Genomic DNA, 17036 nt, shown 5'->3' with positions numbered 1-17036 from the left:
AGGCCCAACTGCATGAGCCCAAAGACCCATGGCATACGGCCTGTGGGTTGTGAGCCCAGATTAGCGCGGAAAGGAGCCGCAAGAAAGGGTTCCGGATCAGTACCCGGGGTAACCTTCACGCCCGGCCTCAGGCCGACTCGCTTCGAAGTTCCTCCGCGGCCATGGCCAGGAGGCTGCGCTGGAGGGAAGGGAGGGAAATCAGTCCCTCCACATAGGCCTGCACCTCATACTCTCCGGCCATGCCGCTCATGCTGAAGTACCGCAACCAGAGTTCAGCAACGGTGATGTCGGCTGCCAGCAGCATGTGGTTGAGCTGGCGGCGTTCCTCTTGCTCGTGCGGATCGTATCCCATGGCTGTCCCCTTGCCGTGGGCGGCCACCATCAGGCCACGGCGGGATAACTGTAAAGGATGTAGTCGGCGGCCGCGGCCCCGGTCATGTGCAGGTGGCAGTCGTTCGGATTCACGCCGCACCGGAGCATGCCGGCCCGGAAAGCCTGGTCCGATTTCGCCCGGAAGCCGTGCAGCGAGGCCCAACTGACATACAGGCCGTAGAGGCAATCAGGTCCAAGGGGATGATCCGCCGAAGGGTCGGTAGTGGTGGCTTCATTAAGGAACTGCTGGAAGTGGGTGGACGGCATTTCACGCTCTATCCGGTTCTGCACCATGTGCTACCGGCCTGCTCCAGCAGCTACTCCCGCAGCCTCCGCAGGAGGGCGGCAGGAGGACGGGAATGATCCCTGTCACACTTCCGAATTTACTCGCGGCGGGAGGGTATTTTCAAGCGCGCGGTCCGGTTGAGCCGGCTGCCGGCAGCCCGGGACGGAAAAGGATCCGCGGTTCGGAAACAAGGTCTTCCCACGGGTTGATAAGGGTGCTTATTATGTTCTTCATTCGGCGGCAAGCAGGGCCCGTCAGTGCGCAGCCCCTCTGGGCTGCGCCCTATGGGAACTGGCTGAAAGGTCTTTATGCCCCTGAAATCCATATGCACCCATGCCCAGCACTGTCCGCCCGATCGCCTTTCGGGCTGGCGCTATCCCGCAGTGTTGCGGGGCAGCGCGGAATCCAGCCCGACGGCGGGCGCGGCCTTTGGTGCCCGACGCCCCAGTTCCCGCTTGAGGCGCCAGGCGGCGCCGAGGCTGCAGTCGATTGAAAGTGAGCCCCTGCCATGCATGATCCCCTGATTGAGGCCATTCACGAGCACGAGCCCCTGAGTGATCCGTTGGAAGAGATCAACCTCCGGCTGGCCATAGCCGCCACGGACGTCGCGGAGTTGCGGGCCGAGATTGCCCGGCTGGACCGGGACCTGGAGGAGTCGCGCCGGCTGAACCGCAGGGCAGTGGAACTTCTGGGGTTCCTTTACAACCATCTGGAGGGCAATGATGACGGCGGCGCAAAGTTGAGCCTGTCAGCCGACTTGGGCCGGATCGCCAATCTGGAAGGCTGAACGGCGTGCGCGAGTCGCTCCCAAAGGATCCCTCTGCGCGCATGGAATGAAACATGGTCAGCGGCTCTGACGGCATCCGGGCCGCTCTAGCCTCATTTGCCGTGCCCCATCCCGCCGACGGGAAGGGGGCTCCGCACTCTGTACCAGCGGCGGCCATCCCGGTACCGTAAAACAAGTAAGTGTGCTTATCAATAGGGTTGGCGACTTGGGGAAGCCAAGGGAAGGAGAACAGCATGACCCACATCCGGTCCATGATTGACGCATATCCCAAGGACCTCGGCGATATTGATGTCGCCACCCTGTCCGAGTGCAATAGCGCCTGCTACGAATGCGCCCAGTCGTGCACTGGCTGCGCGGACGCCTGCCTCGGCGAGGACATGGTGGCGGAGCTGGCCAAGTGCATCCGGACAGACTTGGACTGCGCGGACATCTGCGCGACCACCGGAAAGGTGCTGTCACGGCTCACCGGGTCCGACCGCACCATCACCCGGGCGCTGGTGGAAGCCTGCCGGACCGCCTGCAAAGCCTGTGCGGAGGAATGCGAAAAGCACGCGGACATGCATGACCACTGCCAGATCTGCGCCGAAGCGTGCCGGCGCTGCGAACAGGCATGCGGCGCGCTGCTGGCCTCACTGACATGACGCTGTTGACCTGACATAAGGAGTTGAACACCCATGAACCATGTACCCGAGAACAATGTCCCGCAGCACAGCGAACTTCCCCTCCCGGACTACGACCACTTGCCGGCGGGAACGCTGCCGTCGCGCATTTCCGGCCTGGAGGAGGCAGACGTAGCGCAGCTGATCACGTACGAGAAGGCCCACGGAAACCGGCTGCCCATCATGCAGATCCTGGAGAAGAGGCTCCACGACCTGCAGGGCGGCGCAGAGCCCCGCGGCCCACGGACGCCCAGTACCCCTGAGGTCAACACCGGCCAGCCGGACACCCCGCAGACGGCCAACGTGCCGGGACCTCCCGTCAACCCGCCGTCCCAGGGGGTTCCCACCAACCCGGCCCAGCCACGGTAAACCGTGGAGCAGCACCACGGCTTGCGTGACCACGACGGCGGCCGGGAGCATCCCGACGAGGATCACGACGGCGGTTCGGACCTTCACGCCTTCGTCCGGTCGCGGCAGGGCGAGTTGGAAGGGCAGCTGGCGGAGTGGGTGCGCGTGCCCGGCGTGTTGGGAGTGCCGGAGCACGCGCAGGACCTGCTCCGATCGGCCAATTGGCTGGCGGCGGCGTTCCGTGGCGTCGGTTTCCCCACGGTGGAAGTGCTGCCCACCGGGGAGTCGCATGCTGTTTACGCGGAATGGTGCGAGGCGCCCGGAGCCCCCACGGTCCTGGTCTACAGCCATCACGACGTCCGCGCCGTTAAGGCGGAGAACTGGGAGCAAACGGCGCCGTTCGAACCCGTAGTGCGCGACGGCAGGCTGTACGGCCGCGGGAGCTCCGACGCCAAGGGCCAGGTCCTGGCCCACCTGTGGTCGGTGCGCGCCCACCTGCATCAACGCTCTATCACTTCTGGCCCCCAAAACCCGGACGCCCTCTCACTTAATGCGGCCAAAACCCAAACCCTCTCTCACTCCAACGCGGTTTCGACGGGCTCAACCACCGGGGCAGGCTCAACCACCGCGCCCGCCGTCAACCTGAAGTACCTGGTCGAGGGCGAGGAGGAAGGCGGCTCGCCGCATATGGCCAAGTTGCTGGAGGAGCAGGGGGACCGGTTGCAGGCGGACGTGGTGCTCTTCTCCGACACCCTGCTGTGGCGCGAGGACCATCCCGCCGTCTGCGTGAGCCTGCGCGGCATGCTCTCCGCCAGCCTGAAAGTGTTCGGGCCGGAGCGGGATGTCCACAGCGGCGCCGTGTCCGGGAACGCCCCCAATCCTGCCTTCGAGCTGGGCCGGCTGCTGGCGCTCCTGCACGATGGGGAAGGCCGCATTGCTGTTCCGGGTTTTTACGACGACGTCGAGCCGCCCCCGGAGGACCTGCGGCAGGCGCTCGCGGAGCTTCCCTTCAGCGAGGAGGACTGGCTGAAGCGGTCCGAATCCGGCGCGGTCACGGGCGAGCAGGGGTATACGGTGCTGGAACGGCTGTGGCTGCGTCCCGCCGTCGAGGTCACGTCCCTCATCGCCGGGGACCCTATCGGGGTTTCACGTGCGGCCGTGCCGGCCGTGGCCTCGGCGGACCTGAGCTTCCGGACCGTGCCCGGGCAGCGGGTGGAAAAGGTGGCGGAGCTGTTGCGGCAGTGGGTGGAGTCCACTATCGGGGACAGCTTCGGTCACACCTTCAGCGTGGACCTGGAGACAGGGCAGGAGGCGTACCGGACCCCGGACCATCCGGCGGTTTCCGCGCTGGAACGGGCCATGGGCCGGGGCTTCCAGTCCGCCGCCGTGGGCAGGATGGGCAACGCCGGCGGTGGTCCTGCCGAGCTGCTCGCCAGGGCCCTGGATGCTCCTGTCCTGTTTTTCGGCACCGGCCTGGTGGAGGACCACTGGCACGACAGCGACGAGAGCGCCAACCTTGCGGTCCTGGTGAACGGCGCAGTCACGCTTGCAGGTTTCTGGGACGAACTGGCCCGGATGGAATGACAGAAGGACGACGGCGATGGACGGCTCAGGAGCGGAAAGCACCCCGGCGGCAACTGACGGCAGCCGCGGAGGCGAGCGCCGCCGTCGTACGTTTGGCATGGAGGAGGAACTGCTGCTGGTAAGTCCGGAGACGGGGGAGCCCGTGCCTCTGGCCGCAGGGCTGCTGGAGGGCTACAAACGCCCGGCCGGTCCCGGCGGCGGACCCGTCCTCACGGCCGAATTCCAGCAGGAAATGATCGAGGTGGTCACCCCTCCACACGCCACCATGGCAACGCTCGAGGCGGACATCATCCTGGGGCGGGCCATGGCGGACGCAGAAGCGCGCAGGGTTGGGGTGCGCGCTGCGGCCCTGGGAACATCACCCCTGCCCACTGATCCCCATCCGGTGCAGCTGCGCCGTTTTATTGCCATGACCGAGGAGTACGGGCTGACCGCCAGGGAACAGCTCACCTGCGGCTGCCACATCCACGTCGCCGTGGACTCGGACGATGAGGGCGTGGCAGTGCTGGACCGCATCCGCACCTGGCTTCCGGTGCTCAGCGCGCTCAGCGCGAATTCGCCGTTCTGGCACGGGCAGGACAGCGGTTATGCCAGCTACCGGGCGCAGGTGTGGAGCCGGTGGCCGTCCGCCGGGCCGCTGGATATCCTCGGCTCGCCGGAGGCGTACCACCAGCTGGTGCATGACATGGTGAGCACCGGTGTCCTGCTGGACGAAGGCATGGTGTATTTCGACGCGCGGCTGTCCCGGCATTACCCGACCGTTGAGATCCGGATTGCCGATGTGTGCCTGCGCCCGCAGAACGCTGTGCTGCTGGCAGGAATTGCGCGCGGACTGGTGGAGACGGCCGCCCGGGAATGGCGGGCAGGCGTCCCGCCCGTGGCCGTACCGACAGGGCTCGTGCGGCTGGCCACCTGGAAAGCGAGCCGGTGGGGGCTGCGCGGGGAACTGCTGGACCCGCTGACTTTGCAACCCGCGTCCGCGCTCGCGGTGGTGAATGTGCTGCTGGATCACATCCGCGAGGCTTTGGAGGACATGGGGGACCTGGGCCGGGTGGAGGAACTGGTCGACGACGTGCTTGCCTTGGGCACAGGGGCGTCCCGGCAGCTGGAAGTGCTGCACCGCGCCGGGGAGCTTGAGGCCGTGGTTGCCGATGCTGCGGACTGCACGGTGTGGGTGGCGGCAGAGTAGGCCGGGCAAAGAAAAGCCCGGGTGGTTGAGCCTGTCGAAACCTCGACGGGCTCAACCACCGGGGTCTTGAAGGTCAGCTGTGTGAGTAGGTGAGGCAGTCGGCGTTGTCCGCCCCGGGGCCCACACGGACTTCAGGTGCGTTGCACATCAGGTGGTCGTTGTGGACGCATTCGCTTCGCTGGCAGGCTCCGACGTCGGCGAGCACCTTGGGCAGGCCGCCGTGCATGCCGGTGTCGATGAATGTTGCGCACTGGGCGTGGTTTTCGGCGCCGCTGACGGTAATGGCTGCGGCGTTGCAGTTGGTGTGGTCATTGAAGGAACAGTTGGTTACGCTGCAGTCTGCGACGTGCGTTGTCATCTTTAAGACCCTCCGTACTTCGGCAGCCCGGGTTGGCCGTCCTGTGTTTTCCCACGGTAGGCCCGCAGGCCTAGATCAAAAAGACCCAATTCTTTGACGTAATTGCGTTGTGGTGCGGGCCGGGGCCCGTCGGCGCAGAACGGGCATGCAGGGAGGTGCCGCCGGCTACGAGCGGGAGAGCCGGAGCTTCGCCGCCCGCTCCACAAGTACGGGGACGTAGTCCCGGATGTGCCCGCCGTCGAGCAGGCCGTGTTCCTCAGCCACAATGTCCTCAATAACCGAGCGCTGTTCGTCAGGAAAGCGCGCAGCGAGCCGGTTGACCACGGCGATGAGGGCTTCGGGTTCATTCGTCATTGCCAAAGTTTGGGGGCGGCGCGGTGGAGAGTCAAGAGCCCTCTCTCCCCCGCCCGCCAACTTGCCCAAGTAGATAGCAGTAAGTGTCGTTTTCAGCCCTGAAAACGACACTTACTGCTACCTACTTGGGTTCGGGGCCTGGCAGTATCCGGATGGCGCAGGCAGCCGTGAACTCGTCCGGCAGGCCAACCGTGGAAGGGTCCAGGTCTTCAAGCTGCCAGCGCCCCTGCAGGGGCGGTTCATCAAATAGGCGGGGGATCGGCCCGGCAACATCAACCCTGGCGGGATCCCGGGCCAGTCCGGTCCCGAGAGCCTTGAGGACGGCTTCCTTGCGGACCCAGAGCCGGGTCATCAAGGCAGGCCTCAGCGCGGGCGCCACGTGCCGGAGCTTCTCACGCTCGTTTTCGGTCATGGCCACGGACTGGACTCCGTCCAAACCAGCAGAAGATTCAGCTTCGAGGTCCACGCCGACGCCGGCCACCCCGTCATCGAGGCAGGCAGCCACGAGGCACCAATCCTCTGACCTGCTGAGGCTGACTCGCAGGGGACTGGTCCGCGAGGGGACGCGATAGCCCGGAATCCCGTGCCCCGGGATGTCCCGGTTCAGGCAGGACGGACAGCTGTAAAGCGCCTGCAGCGAGCCCGGACTGTCGCCGGTCAGCGCGCCGATGTGCAGCCTGAGCGCTATCCGGCCAGCCACGAACCTGTCCCGGAGCGCCTGGGAGCGGAACATGCCCGCCCGGGCCACCTCGTCGTCGTCGAGCACATGTTCCAAGCCAAGGTCGACGCCGGACAGCCGCACCGCCGCCAGCGAAAGTCCCTGAGGGGCTGCGGCAGGGGTCATGGCAGCGGAGGGAGTGCTTCCTCGTAGAGCCACGGCGTGAGGATGGCGCGGGCACTGAATCCCCGGACTTCCGCGCAGGTACGGTCCGCAGTGTCCATAAAGTCCGCTGTTGTGACCCCGCCATGGCGGAAGCTTTCCGTCCACCGTCGAAGGAGTTCGAAGAACAGCACGTCCCCGGCTGTCCGCCGCACCGCATGGAGGGCAAGGGCGCCGCGCTTGTAGACCCGGTCATCGAACATCAACTCCGGTGAGGGGTCACCCACCAGCAGGTCCTGGGCCTGGACAGCGAGTCCCTGCCAGGCCGCCGCGGCCCGCTGGGAAGCCGGAAGGTTCCCGGAGGCCTCGGACCAGATCCATTCGGCATAGCAGGCGAATCCTTCATGCAGCCAGATATCGGCCCATGTGGTGGCAGTGAGGGAGTTCCCGAACCACTGATGGGCCAGTTCGTGGGCGATGAGCCGCTGGTCGTTCCACTGCTGGTTGAGATGGTTGGGACCGAAAACGGAAAGGGACTGGGCTTCCAGCGGGATCTCGAGCGGATCGTCGGCCACCACCACGGTATAGCCGGCGAACGGGTACGGACCGAAGCAGGCCTCGAAGGTCTCCATCATCTGGCCCTGGCGGGCGAGGGCCGCCGTGGCGGAGGACATCAGGGCCGGTGGCGCCGCGACGTACTGCGGCACAGAAACACCCAAGCCGTCCGGGACACCCAAGCCGTCCGGGACGTCAGCCCGGTGGGAAGGGGAATGGACAGCGGGGTCCAGCTGCCGGAGGTCGTAGCGCCCGATCTGCACGGTGGCCAGATACGTAGCCATCGGTTCGGCTTGTTCAAACACCCAGGTTTCCCGGCTGGCCTTCGCATGGCGGGAGACCAGCACGCCGTTGCAGACCACCCGGTAATTGGAGTCGGTGGTGATGGTGAACCCGAAGCTGGCCTTATGACTGGGGTGGTCGTTGCAGGGAAACCACGACGGCGCGCCGGTGGGCTGCCCGGCTACCAGCACCCCGTCCGTGAGCTCTTCCCAGCCCACCTCGCCCCAGTTCCCGCGCAAGGGTCCGGGTGTGCCGTCGTAGCGGATGTCCAGGCTGAAGTCCGTGCCGCCGGGCAGCGGCCTGGCCGGGACGATGATCAACTGGTTGCCGCGCTGGCTGAACCGCTGGACCCGCTGCCCGTCCAGCTGGACTTTCAGCACCCGCAGCCCGGCAAGGTTCAGGACCACCCTGTCCAAAAAGACTGAGGAACGCGCCGCGATGGCCGCATGGCCGGACAAGCGGTTCGTGGAAACGCGGTAGTCCAGGTACAGCTCGTAGCGCGAAACCTGATACTCCGCGGACCCGTGCCCCGGGGTGTAGGGATCGGGCAGGGGACCGGAGGCAGGAGAGTCCCGAACTGCGTGTACCGGCTCGTGGTGTGCGGTCACTGTGGTTGGGCCTCCCGGGCAGGAACGGTGGTGGCAGGGGAAGTCCACGGGCTGACGGGATTACCTATCCAGAAGCTTGCGGCCGGAACGGTCTCACCCCGCATCACCAGGGATGCCGGCCCAACAGTTCCACCGGCGCCGATCCGGGCAGCTGGCAGGATAACCCCGTGCGGGCCCATGGTTGCCCCAGGTTCCAGCGTAACTGTATCGATGCTCATCACTCGGTCGTGGAAGAGGTGGGTCTGGATGACGCAGCCGCGGTTGACGGTGGAGTTGGCCCCGAGCGTGACCAGGTCCGCTTCCGGCAGCCAGTAGCTCTCGCACCACGCACCGGAACCAATCCTGGCGCCGAGGCCGCGCAGCCACCAGACCAGGGCAGGGGTGCCGGCAGCGGCACGGGCAAACCACGGCGCGGTGACCATCTCGATGAAGGTGTCCACCACCTCGTTGCGCCAGATGAATGAGCTCCACAAGGGGTGTTCGCCCGCCTTGATCCTGCCCACCAGCAGCCACTTCGCAGCTACGGAACTAGCGGCGGCCACGCCGCCTGCAGCGAGGAGCACGGGTGCCCCGAGAAGGGCAGCGGCGGCGTATCCGGCGGAGCCGGCCACCCAGTCGAGGACCACCAGGATGCCGATGGCTATGGCCGCGGTGAGGACCACGGGGACAGCCCGGCACAGTTCCCAGAGCGCGCGGTAGATCTTGAGCCGCAGCGGCGGGTGGAAGGTCAGGCTCTGATCCACGTCCATCCGCGCCCGGCGCAGCCGCACTGGCGGGCTGCCCAGCCAGGACGTCCCGGACTTGGCCTTCGCCGGCGTCGCGGACAGCACCGCAACCAGCGAGTTTTTCGGCACGCTCCGTCCGGCCCCGGTCATCCCCGAATTGCCAAGGAAGGCGCGCTTGCCGATCTTCGCCGGGGCGATCCTCATCCAGCCGCCGCCGAGTTCATAGGAGGCGATCATGGTGTCATCTGCCAGGAAGGCACCGTCCCCAACTGTGGTCATGGAGGGCAGCAGCAGCACCGTGGAGGCCTCGACGTTCCGGCCCACTTTTGCCCCGAGCAGCCGCAGCCACACAGGCGTGAACAGGCTCGCGTAGAGGGGGAAGAGCAGGTCGCGTGCCATGTCCAGGACCCGTTCGGTGGCCCAGACCCGCCAGCCGGTGAAGCTGCGCACCCGGTAGTGGCCTTCGCGGAGTCCAAGGCCCAGCAGGCGGGCGACGGCGGCCGTCAGGACCATGTTGGACAGGAACCAGAGTGCGGCCGCCAGGGGGACCGCCCACAGCAGAGCGGCACCCGCCGAGTACAGGGATTCCCGGCCCTGTACGGCGGCGATGACGGGCAGGGCGCCGATGACGGCGGAGACGAACGGAATCAGTGCCAGCAGCCCTGCGGCCAGAGCGTAGGCGGCAAACGCGAGTACTGTCTTCACGCCCGACGGCGGCCGCTCTGGCCAGTCCTGCTGGGCTTTGCCGAGGCGCTGGGCAGGAGAGCCCGCGAAACGCTGGTTTGCCTTGACCTTGCCCAGGACGGCCGAGCCCGGCGCCACTTCTGCGCCCGCACCGATGCGGGCACCCGGCATCAGGGTGCTCCGCGAACCCACCGTGGCACCCGGGCCCACACTGACGTGGCCGATGTGCACCAGGTCGCCGTCGATCCACCAGCCCGAAAGATCCACCTCCGGTTCAATGGAGCACCCGGAGCCCAGGCTCAGCATGCCGGTCACGGGCGGGACGGAATGAAGGTCAACGTCCTTGCCCACCTTGGCCCCGAGCGCCCGGGCGTAGTACGGGACCCAGGGGGCCCCGGCCAGGCTGACGGCCCCGGACAGATCCGCGATCTGTTCCGCGAGCCACAGCCTCAGGTGCACTTTCCCGGCCCGGGGATAGCTGCCGGGAGCGACCCCATGGAGCAGGACGCGCGCCGCCCCAACCGAGACGGCCATTCGGCCCAGCGGGTTCACAAAAACCAGCCAGGACGCCAGGACCCACCACCAGGACACGGTAGGGGCGCCGGTCAGCACACCCCAGATGGACAGGAGATTGTTGATGGCCATCAGGTAGGTCAGCCAGCGCATGGACACCAGCACGTGCAGCGGGAACCCGGCCAGGAACTGGAAGATCTGGGATCTGCGGGCGGTGGGACGCACATGGCGTTCCAGCTGCGGCGAAGCCTCCAGGCCGCCGTCGGGCGCTGAAAGCCTGGCATATTCGATCAAGGCGCCGATCCGCGGGCGCGCATAAACGTCCGCCACGGTAATGGTGGGATACCGCACCCGGAGCGCAGAGACGAGCCGGGCCGCGGCCAGGCTGCTGCCGCCGTAGGCAAAGAAATCTGCGTCCAAACTGTCCGGCGCAGTCCCCAGGACCCCTGCCCACTGCTCCACAATCCACGCCGAAGGCCCGTCCAGGTCCGGCAGCACGTGGTCATCGGTGGCAGGTGCCGCCAGCGGCCATGGCAGCGCATGGCGGTCCACCTTGCCGCTGGTTTTCACGGGGATTCCATCGATCACCGTGAGCAGGGGGATGAGGGCAGCGGGCAACTGGGCGGCCAGCAGCTCGCGTGCCCGGTCCAGGTCCGCGGAGGTCCCCGGCGCGGGCACGAGGTACCCCACGAGGATCTGGTTTCCGGCCGCGGTGTCCTGCACCGCGGCCGCCGCACCCTGGATGCCGGGCAGGGACTGCAGGGCGGCGTCGATCTCCCCGAGTTCGATCCGGCGCCCGCCCAGTTTCACCTGTTCATCGGCCCGGCCCACAAACACCAGGCCCTCGCTTTCGTAGCGGACCAGGTCCCCGCTGCGGTAGGCACGGTCCCAGCCTAGGGTCTCCATGGGCGCGTACTTCTCGGCATCCTTAGCCGGGTCCAGGTAGCGGGCAAGGCCCACGCCGCCGATGATCAGCTCTCCGGTCTCGCCTTCGCTGACCGGGATCCCGGCAGGATCGACGACGGCGAGGTCCCACCCGTCCAGCGGCAGTCCGATCCGCACGGGGCCGGTTCCGTCCATCCGGGCCGCGCAGGCAACCACCGTCGCCTCAGTGGGCCCGTAGGTGTTCCAGACTTCGCGTTCATCCACGGCGAGCCGGGCCGCCAGGTCCGGCGGGCAGGCTTCACCGCCGAAGATCAGCAGCCGGACCGCTTCCAGCGATTCGGCAGGCCACAGCCCTGCAAGCGTGGGGACCGTGGACACCACGGTGATTCCGTTCGTGATCAGCCATGGGCCCAGGTCCATGCCGGTCCGGACCAGGGACCGGGGAGCGGGTACCAGGCAGGCCCCGTTTCGCCAGGCGAGCCAGATTTCCTCGCACGAGGCGTCGAACGCCACGGACAGGCCGGCCAGGACCCGGTCCGTGGAGTTCACCGGATTCGCCGGGAGGAAAAGCCGGGCCTCGGCGTCCACGAACGCGGCAGCCGACCGGTGGGTCACGGCCACGCCCTTGGGTTTGCCCGTGGAACCGGAGGTGAAAATGACCCAGGCGTCATCGTCGACGCCGGGCTGCCGGGGTGAGGGGAACGGGTGGTCCCTGCCCGGAATCGTGGAAATTTCACCTGCCCGCAGGACGGCCGCTACGCCGGCTTCCGCAAAAACGAGGCTCGCCCGCTCCTCCGGGTCGTCGGCGTCGACGGGCACGTAGGCTGCGCCCACCAACAAGGTGGCGAGGATGGCGATGTAGAGTTCGTTGGTTCCGGACGGGATCCGGATGCCCACCTTGTGGCCCGCTCCGATGCCGCTCTTGTGCAGCCGCAGCGCGTACTTCTTGGCGGCGGCATGCAGCTCGGCATAGCTCAGGGAGGCCTTGCCGTCGTCGAGGGCGGACGCGTCAGGGAACCGCTGCGCCGTTTCCTCGAAAACCTGCACCAGGGTACGGGGCGGTGCTGCCTTTTCCGCGCCGGCCATTTGGGGGCGGTACGTAGCCACCTTCCCATTGTGTCCGGGCGGGTGCAGATCGTCGCCGTCATCAAGGACGTTAAAGCCATGGCGGGACGAATCGAAAGCATTCACCGGCGAAAGATACGTGGCCGCGATGAACGGATGGTGAACGGGCAGCGGGCTTGCAGCCCCCCGGCGGCTGCAAGCCCGCTGGTAATTAGTTCGCTGCCGCGGTGGCGGCGTTGGACGCGCGGGTCCACGGCCCCGTGATGGCCAGGGTGAAGCCGGGGGACTGGATGTTGGCGAAGAGCCACTTGCCGTCCTTGCTGAACGCCGGGCCACAGAATTCCGAGTCGTTGAACTCGTTGCGGGCCAGCGGGTAGGACATGCCCTGGTCGGTGACGCCGACAAGGTGGGAGACGCCGTTGCCGTCCTCTGCCAGAATCAGCCCGCCCTGCGGTGCCACCGTGATGTTGTCCGGGCCGTCGAAGGCGCCGTCCTGGTCCGGATCCTGGTTGACGCCGAAGATGGTGCTCAGCGTGATGGATTCGGTGGCGGGATCGTAATGCCACACCTGGCCGTCGTGTTCGTTGACGGAACCGTCGGTGAGGCGGGCGAAGCTGGACACGAAGTAGGCCCCGCCGTCGCCCCACCACTGGCCTTCAAGCTTCCGGGAGCGGGTGATCTCGTCGTTGGTGAACTGCTTGCGCACTGACGTGGTGCGGGCGTCGCGGTCCGGCACGTCCACCCATTCCACCTTGTACCGGGTGCCCACGGTGGTGGCTTCCGAAAGGTCCTTGATGTGGGTGGAGCCGCGGAAGGCCTTCATGGCCTGCAGCCGGCCTGCCACGTCGCCGCCCGCGGACTGTGCCAGGGCGTGGAGGCTGCCCTTGCCCGGAGTGAAGCCTGCCGGCGGGGTCCAGCGCAGGTACAGGCCGTTGGGGTTGCCGGCGTCCTCGGTGAGGTAGATCTGGGTGGTTTTGGGATCGACGGCGACTGCCTCATGGGAGTAGCGGCCCAGGAACTTCAGCGGGATGTTGGCGAACCCGACGTTGGCCTCACGGCTGGCGGGGTCCACCTCGAAGACGTATCCGTGGTCCTTGGTGTTCGTGCCGGACCCGGCGCGGGCTTCGGTTTCCTCGCAGGTAAGCCAGGTGCCCCAGGGTGAGATGCCGCCGGCGCAGTTGTTGTTGGTACCGGCCACTGAGGTGTACTGGCCCACGCGGTTTCCGTCGGCGTCCACGGTGAGGGTGGAGGTGCCGCCCTTTGCGCCGGGGTCGTAGGTGATGCCGTCCACCACGGGAACCGGGAAGGGCTCATTTCCGCTGTTTTCGTGGTTGCAGATCAGTACCGAACCGCCGTTGGGGCCGTCGAAGACGCCGATGCCGTCAGGATCGGAGGGGTGCACGCCCTCGGTGGTGGCGGTCTGCCCCGAACGGGCGAGCAGCTTGTAGGAGAAGCCCTCGGGAAGCGCGAGGATGCCGTTGGGGTCCGAAACCAGCGTCCCGTAGCCGAAGGCGTTGCGGGTGGCAGCGTTGGCGGGCCGGGCGAAGGGGGCCAGGCTGCCGGCGCCGGCGAAGGCGAAGCCCAGGGCAGCGGCGCTTGCTCCGGCGCCGAGGAAGTTGCGGCGGGAAACAGTGTTGGACATGGAAAATCTCCTGAAAATGGGCATCAGTATGTTCGGAACAACCCGAGCCTGCCCTGTACTGGTGAACGCAAGGCAACATTGGCGTGACAGGAAGCCGTTGGCCAGACCTGCGTATTGACACCATCCGCTGCCGGGCGCACTCTGATACCGCTGGGTGCCAGCGTTGGCACGGCACTGGTCCCCACCTGGGCCGGCCAACGAAGCCCGGGAGCGGTCTGGGCGCTCCGGATGAATAGTTCCAATAACTCCCTATCAGGAGAAGGAAATGGCCGGAGAAGCAGTAAAAACCCTGGAAGCGAAGTCATTCGACGATCCCGATGAGCGGCGCCGTCCGCCCAAGACCGCCGTCGATGTGGTTAACGTCGGGGACACCACCTTGGGCAGGTTTACCTTTGAACCCGGCTGGCGTTGGTCCGAGACCATCAAGACCGTGGTGCATACGGACAGCTGCCAGGTCAATCACGTAGGAATCTGTGCCTCGGGAACATTGACAGTGCGAATGGATGACGGAACACAAAGCACGGTTAGCGCCGGCCACGCGTACACCATTCCTGCCGGCCACGACGCCTGGGTGGAAGGCGACGAGCCGTTCGTGGCCTACGAAATCATGAGTGCTGCTGTGTTTGCCAAGCCTGCCTAGGCGCAATATATAGGTCGGATGGATCGGAAAGGCTCATGCGTCCACTTCCTCGAGAGGTTTCCAACCAGCCTGAAGCAGCCCGCGCCGGGGTGTCCAAAAAGCCCCGGCGCGGGCTGCGCCGTGCCGGGATCGCGGCCCTCGTCATCCTGGGACTGATCCTGCTTTCGACGGCGGTCAACCTGGTCCTGGAGCGGACCGAAAAGGCGAACACGCCGGCGTACGGCGAGCGCGTCGCCGTCGGAAGTGGTTCCCTGAACGTGTACCGGAACAGGCAGGAGGGCCAGCCGATCGTCCTCCTCAGTGGTCTGTCGACGCCGGCTCCTGCCCTCGATTTCCAGCCGCTGATCCGTGCGCTCAATGGCTTTGACGTGATCGTGGTGGAGGGGTTCGGGTACGGGTACAGCGACCCTGAAGCCAGCCCGCGGACTAACGAGAACATCAGCAATGAACTCCACGACGTGCTGGCCAAGCTCCAGGTGAAGCAGCCGTACGTGCTGGCCGGGCATTCGATCGCCGGTTTCTACATGCTTGATTACGCCAACCGGTACCGGGCGGAAGTGTCGGCCGTGGTGGGCATTGATGCCACCATTCCCAAGCCCGGCAATGAGCCGGTGCCGGAGCCGCAGCCCGAGTTTAACTGGCAACGGGCCCTGGCCGTCACGGGGGTCCTCCGCGCCGTGACCGCAGTGGCGCCCGGCATTACCGACCCGGACAGCAAGGCGTACACCGATGATGAGCTGCGGCGCATGCGGATGATGATGAACTGGAACTTCGGCAACCCGGCCATGGTGGATGAGACGGCCCGGATCGGGAACAACTCCCAGGCCCTCCGGGGAGTGACGTACCCGGATGACCTGCCGGTGCTGGCCTTCGTCGCTGATGAGAAGACCGAGCATTCAGCCGAAAAGGAAGCCGCGGCGGAAAACCTCCTGAAGAATGTCCAGCGCCACCAGATCGTCACCCTGGAAGGAAATCATTATCTGCACTGGACGCAGTCGCAGAGAATGGCAGAGACTATCCGAACGTTCTTAGGGGGCGGCGATGGATGATTCGGACCTGGACAAAGTCCGCAGCCTGTACGAGGGGTTGATCGCTGCCTGGAACCGGCGGGATGCCCGGGGAATGGCGAACCTCTTTACGCAGCGCGGGTTCCAGATCGGGTTTGATGGCAGTGCCGCCACCGGACCGGACCAGATCTTCGGGCACCTCGAGCCCGTCTTCAAGGACCATGCCACGGGCACGTACGTCACCAAGGTGCGTTCCGTGCGGCCGCTGGGACCCGGCGTCGTGCTGCTCACTGCCATCAGCGGGCTGGTTCCGCCGGGCCGGACGGACATCGCCCCGGCCACCAACGCGCATCAAACACTCGTGGCCTTGCTGGATGAGGGCGCCTGGGGCATCGAACTCTTCCAGAACACGCCCGCCCAGTTCCACGGCAGGCCAGAGCTGGTCAACGCGATGACCGCGGAGCTGGAGCAGGTGCTTCGGGAATAACCAGCCGCCCCGCCGGGTTGTGTCGTGGTTCCAACAAGAACATCCAGAGCAATAAAGGAGAATCAGTGGCAGTTGATTACGATGCCCCGCGGCAGTCTGCCGAGGAAGAGCTCAGCGAACCGCTTGATGAGCTCAAGTCGGACAAGGCTGCGCCCAAGGCCGGTGTGATCGACCTCGACGAAACCGAGCTGGCGGACAGTTTTGAACTGCCCGGAGCGGACCTTTCGGGCGAAGAGCTGCAGGTGCAGGTGGTCCCCGTCCAGTCCGATGAATTCACCTGTATGTCGTGCTTCCTCGTCCACCACCGCAGCCAGCTGGCGCGCGAAAAGGACGGGAAGAAATACTGCACGGAGTGCGAAGGCTAGGCACGAGAGCCGCTAGGCGGGCCGCACCTTCACTGCACCCAGGGTCCGGATCAGTGCGACGGCGGTGATCGAACCGGCCGCCATGATGGACGCCAACACCACCACCTGGAAGCGGCCGGCCTCGAACGGGGACGCGCCGCCGAAGATCGCTCCAACAAACGCACCGGGCAGGGTCACCAGGCCGGTGGTTTTGGTCTGGTCAGTGGACGGGATCAGGGCCGCGTGCACCGAGTTCCGCGCCTGGGTCAGTGTGGCCCGCCGGGCCGTGGCACCCAAGGCAAGCCAGCCTTCCACTTGGTCCCACTGTTCCCGGACGGCGTCGTAGAACCGGTGCCCGGCAAGGACGGCGATGGTCATGCAGTTGCCGATCACAATGCCGCCCACAGCCAGGACGTACCGAGGCTCCAGTGCCACCGCCCCGGTGCCGAACACGACGCCGAGCGTCACCGCAATCCCCAGGGCCATGGTCCCTGCCACCACCAAAAACCGCGGCCCCGACCAGCCCAGCCTGCGGGTTGCCGTCACGGCAGCCACGCTGAACATCACCACCAGCGCGGCCGCCACCCACAGCGGATCGGTGATGATGCCGCCCAGCACCAGGCTGATGAGGGACAGCTGGGCGGCCCCGCGGAGGATGGCCAGGGCGGGAGCCAAGTACTGCGGCGTGCGCGCGCCCCGGAGCACGGCCATGGTGAGCAGCATGAGGATGGCCACTGCCGCGAAGGTGGGTGCCAGGGCAGCGAGGAGGGCCATCAGCCCAGCCTACTCAGGGAGGGGCCGCTCAGGCAGGAATGCTCGGTGCCGGCGGAAGCGCCGCCCCT

The 17036-nt window shown here is 66.5% G+C and carries 18 protein-coding genes; 9 read left to right on the top strand and 9 right to left on the bottom strand.

The annotated features are described in order from the left end of the window. Positions 1–127 precede the first annotated feature (127 nt). Both BMX78_RS04285 and BMX78_RS04280 read right to left on the bottom strand, forming a co-directional pair. Positions 128–352: a hypothetical protein gene (locus tag BMX78_RS04285; RefSeq protein ID WP_139204881.1), complete on the bottom strand. Its 225-nt coding sequence runs from the start codon at positions 350–352 to the stop codon at positions 128–130. A gap of 29 nt (positions 353–381) precedes the next feature. Beyond that, entirely contained in the window at positions 382–666 is a 285-nt protein-coding gene (locus BMX78_RS04280) for a hypothetical protein (protein WP_286138777.1), read from the bottom strand. A gap of 500 nt (positions 667–1166) precedes the next feature. On the opposite strand from BMX78_RS04280, the gene BMX78_RS04275 reads away from it, so the two are divergent. The 5 genes from BMX78_RS04275 (at position 1167) to BMX78_RS04255 (ending at position 5225) form a co-directional block, all read left to right on the top strand. After that, positions 1167–1445, top strand: coding sequence for a hypothetical protein (locus tag BMX78_RS04275; protein WP_091416793.1), 279 nt, complete (start codon positions 1167–1169; stop codon positions 1443–1445). 233 nt (positions 1446–1678) lie between these two features. Then, positions 1679–2086 carry a four-helix bundle copper-binding protein gene (locus BMX78_RS04270; RefSeq protein WP_091416790.1) on the top strand — a complete coding sequence of 136 codons (408 nt, stop codon included), beginning with the start codon at positions 1679–1681 and terminating at the stop codon, positions 2084–2086. A 33-nt stretch (positions 2087–2119) separates the two neighbouring features. Continuing rightward, positions 2120–2473 (top strand): DUF8129 domain-containing protein, encoded by a 354-nt coding sequence (locus BMX78_RS04265; protein WP_091416787.1) that lies wholly within the window; start codon positions 2120–2122, stop codon positions 2471–2473. 3 nt (positions 2474–2476) lie between these two features. Beyond that, complete coding sequence (locus tag BMX78_RS04260; RefSeq protein ID WP_286138776.1) at positions 2477–4036, top strand: M20/M25/M40 family metallo-hydrolase; 1560 nt, start codon at positions 2477–2479, stop codon at positions 4034–4036. Between the two features lie 16 nt (positions 4037–4052). Beyond that, the gene (locus BMX78_RS04255; RefSeq protein WP_091416785.1) at positions 4053–5225 is read left to right on the top strand and encodes a carboxylate-amine ligase; all 1173 of its coding nucleotides are present in this window, start codon (positions 4053–4055) and stop codon (positions 5223–5225) included. A gap of 73 nt (positions 5226–5298) precedes the next feature. Here BMX78_RS04255 and BMX78_RS04250 read toward each other — a convergent pair whose 3' ends face one another. From BMX78_RS04250 to BMX78_RS04225, 6 genes are all read right to left on the bottom strand, one after another. Continuing rightward, positions 5299–5583 carry a DUF1540 domain-containing protein gene (locus tag BMX78_RS04250; RefSeq protein WP_091416783.1) on the bottom strand — a complete coding sequence of 95 codons (285 nt, stop codon included), beginning with the start codon at positions 5581–5583 and terminating at the stop codon, positions 5299–5301. Between the two features lie 165 nt (positions 5584–5748). Beyond that, a complete protein-coding gene (locus BMX78_RS04245) occupies positions 5749–5937 on the bottom strand; it encodes a three-helix bundle dimerization domain-containing protein (protein ID WP_091416780.1) in 189 nt (62 codons plus the stop codon). Between the two features lie 121 nt (positions 5938–6058). Then, on the bottom strand, positions 6059–6781 hold the full coding sequence (locus BMX78_RS04240) for a 4'-phosphopantetheinyl transferase family protein (RefSeq protein WP_091416778.1): 723 nt from the start codon (positions 6779–6781) through the stop codon (positions 6059–6061). Continuing rightward, a complete protein-coding gene (locus BMX78_RS04235) occupies positions 6778–8202 on the bottom strand; it encodes a M1 family metallopeptidase (protein ID WP_170850682.1) in 1425 nt (474 codons plus the stop codon). The genes BMX78_RS04240 and BMX78_RS04235 overlap by 4 nt, the downstream gene beginning before the upstream one ends. Next, on the bottom strand, positions 8199–12095 hold the full coding sequence (locus tag BMX78_RS04230) for a Pls/PosA family non-ribosomal peptide synthetase (RefSeq protein ID WP_091416776.1): 3897 nt from the start codon (positions 12093–12095) through the stop codon (positions 8199–8201). The genes BMX78_RS04235 and BMX78_RS04230 overlap by 4 nt, the downstream gene beginning before the upstream one ends. A gap of 190 nt (positions 12096–12285) precedes the next feature. Beyond that, entirely contained in the window at positions 12286–13716 is a 1431-nt protein-coding gene (locus BMX78_RS04225; RefSeq protein ID WP_091416773.1) for an alkaline phosphatase PhoX, read from the bottom strand. 265 nt (positions 13717–13981) lie between these two features. Here BMX78_RS04225 and BMX78_RS04220 point away from each other — a divergent pair, with 265 nt between their 5' ends. The 4 genes from BMX78_RS04220 to BMX78_RS04205 all read left to right on the top strand — a co-directional run bounded on the left by BMX78_RS04220 (position 13982) and on the right by BMX78_RS04205 (position 16215). Next, positions 13982–14356, top strand: coding sequence for a cupin domain-containing protein (locus tag BMX78_RS04220; RefSeq protein ID WP_091416772.1), 375 nt, complete (start codon positions 13982–13984; stop codon positions 14354–14356). A gap of 35 nt (positions 14357–14391) precedes the next feature. After that, complete coding sequence (locus BMX78_RS04215) at positions 14392–15405, top strand: alpha/beta fold hydrolase (RefSeq protein ID WP_091416769.1); 1014 nt, start codon at positions 14392–14394, stop codon at positions 15403–15405. Further along, positions 15398–15850, top strand: a complete 453-nt coding sequence (locus tag BMX78_RS04210) for an SgcJ/EcaC family oxidoreductase (RefSeq protein ID WP_091416766.1) — start codon at positions 15398–15400, stop codon at positions 15848–15850. The genes BMX78_RS04215 and BMX78_RS04210 overlap by 8 nt, the downstream gene beginning before the upstream one ends. Positions 15851–15915: 65 nt before the next feature. Continuing rightward, entirely contained in the window at positions 15916–16215 is a 300-nt protein-coding gene (locus BMX78_RS04205; protein ID WP_091416764.1) for a DUF4193 domain-containing protein, read from the top strand. A gap of 12 nt (positions 16216–16227) precedes the next feature. Here BMX78_RS04205 and BMX78_RS04200 read toward each other — a convergent pair whose 3' ends face one another. Further along, positions 16228–16968, bottom strand: a complete 741-nt coding sequence (locus BMX78_RS04200; protein ID WP_091416761.1) for an ABC transporter permease — start codon at positions 16966–16968, stop codon at positions 16228–16230. Between the last annotated feature and the right edge of the window lie 68 nt (positions 16969–17036).

The organism is Arthrobacter sp. OV608 (assembly GCA_900110595.1).
Taxonomy (GTDB): Bacteria; Actinomycetota; Actinomycetes; order Actinomycetales; family Micrococcaceae; genus Arthrobacter.
Note: the sequence above shows the minus strand (reverse complement) of the source record. Positions and strands in the feature narration are given on the sequence as shown.

What these genes read in the sequence shown, in the direction of transcription:
- BMX78_RS04285 (WP_139204881.1), bottom strand. Translation starts at nt 352, where the DNA reads ATGGGATACGATCCGCACGAGCAAGAGGAACGCCGCCAGCTCAACCAC.
- BMX78_RS04280 (WP_286138777.1), bottom strand. Translation starts at nt 666, where the DNA reads ATGGTGCAGAACCGGATAGAGCGTGAAATGCCGTCCACCCACTTCCAG.
- BMX78_RS04275 (WP_091416793.1), top strand. Translation starts at nt 1,167, where the DNA reads ATGCATGATCCCCTGATTGAGGCCATTCACGAGCACGAGCCCCTGAGT.
- BMX78_RS04270 (WP_091416790.1), top strand. Translation starts at nt 1,679, where the DNA reads ATGACCCACATCCGGTCCATGATTGACGCATATCCCAAGGACCTCGGC.
- BMX78_RS04265 (WP_091416787.1), top strand. Translation starts at nt 2,120, where the DNA reads ATGAACCATGTACCCGAGAACAATGTCCCGCAGCACAGCGAACTTCCC.
- BMX78_RS04255 (WP_091416785.1), top strand. Translation starts at nt 4,053, where the DNA reads ATGGACGGCTCAGGAGCGGAAAGCACCCCGGCGGCAACTGACGGCAGC.
- BMX78_RS04250 (WP_091416783.1), bottom strand. Translation starts at nt 5,583, where the DNA reads ATGACAACGCACGTCGCAGACTGCAGCGTAACCAACTGTTCCTTCAAT.
- BMX78_RS04245 (WP_091416780.1), bottom strand. Translation starts at nt 5,937, where the DNA reads ATGACGAATGAACCCGAAGCCCTCATCGCCGTGGTCAACCGGCTCGCT.
- BMX78_RS04240 (WP_091416778.1), bottom strand. Translation starts at nt 6,781, where the DNA reads ATGACCCCTGCCGCAGCCCCTCAGGGACTTTCGCTGGCGGCGGTGCGG.
- BMX78_RS04230 (WP_091416776.1), bottom strand. Translation starts at nt 12,095, where the DNA reads ATGGCCGGCGCGGAAAAGGCAGCACCGCCCCGTACCCTGGTGCAGGTT.
- BMX78_RS04225 (WP_091416773.1), bottom strand. Translation starts at nt 13,716, where the DNA reads ATGTCCAACACTGTTTCCCGCCGCAACTTCCTCGGCGCCGGAGCAAGC.
- BMX78_RS04220 (WP_091416772.1), top strand. Translation starts at nt 13,982, where the DNA reads ATGGCCGGAGAAGCAGTAAAAACCCTGGAAGCGAAGTCATTCGACGAT.
- BMX78_RS04215 (WP_091416769.1), top strand. Translation starts at nt 14,392, where the DNA reads ATGCGTCCACTTCCTCGAGAGGTTTCCAACCAGCCTGAAGCAGCCCGC.
- BMX78_RS04210 (WP_091416766.1), top strand. Translation starts at nt 15,398, where the DNA reads ATGGATGATTCGGACCTGGACAAAGTCCGCAGCCTGTACGAGGGGTTG.
- BMX78_RS04200 (WP_091416761.1), bottom strand. Translation starts at nt 16,968, where the DNA reads ATGGCCCTCCTCGCTGCCCTGGCACCCACCTTCGCGGCAGTGGCCATC.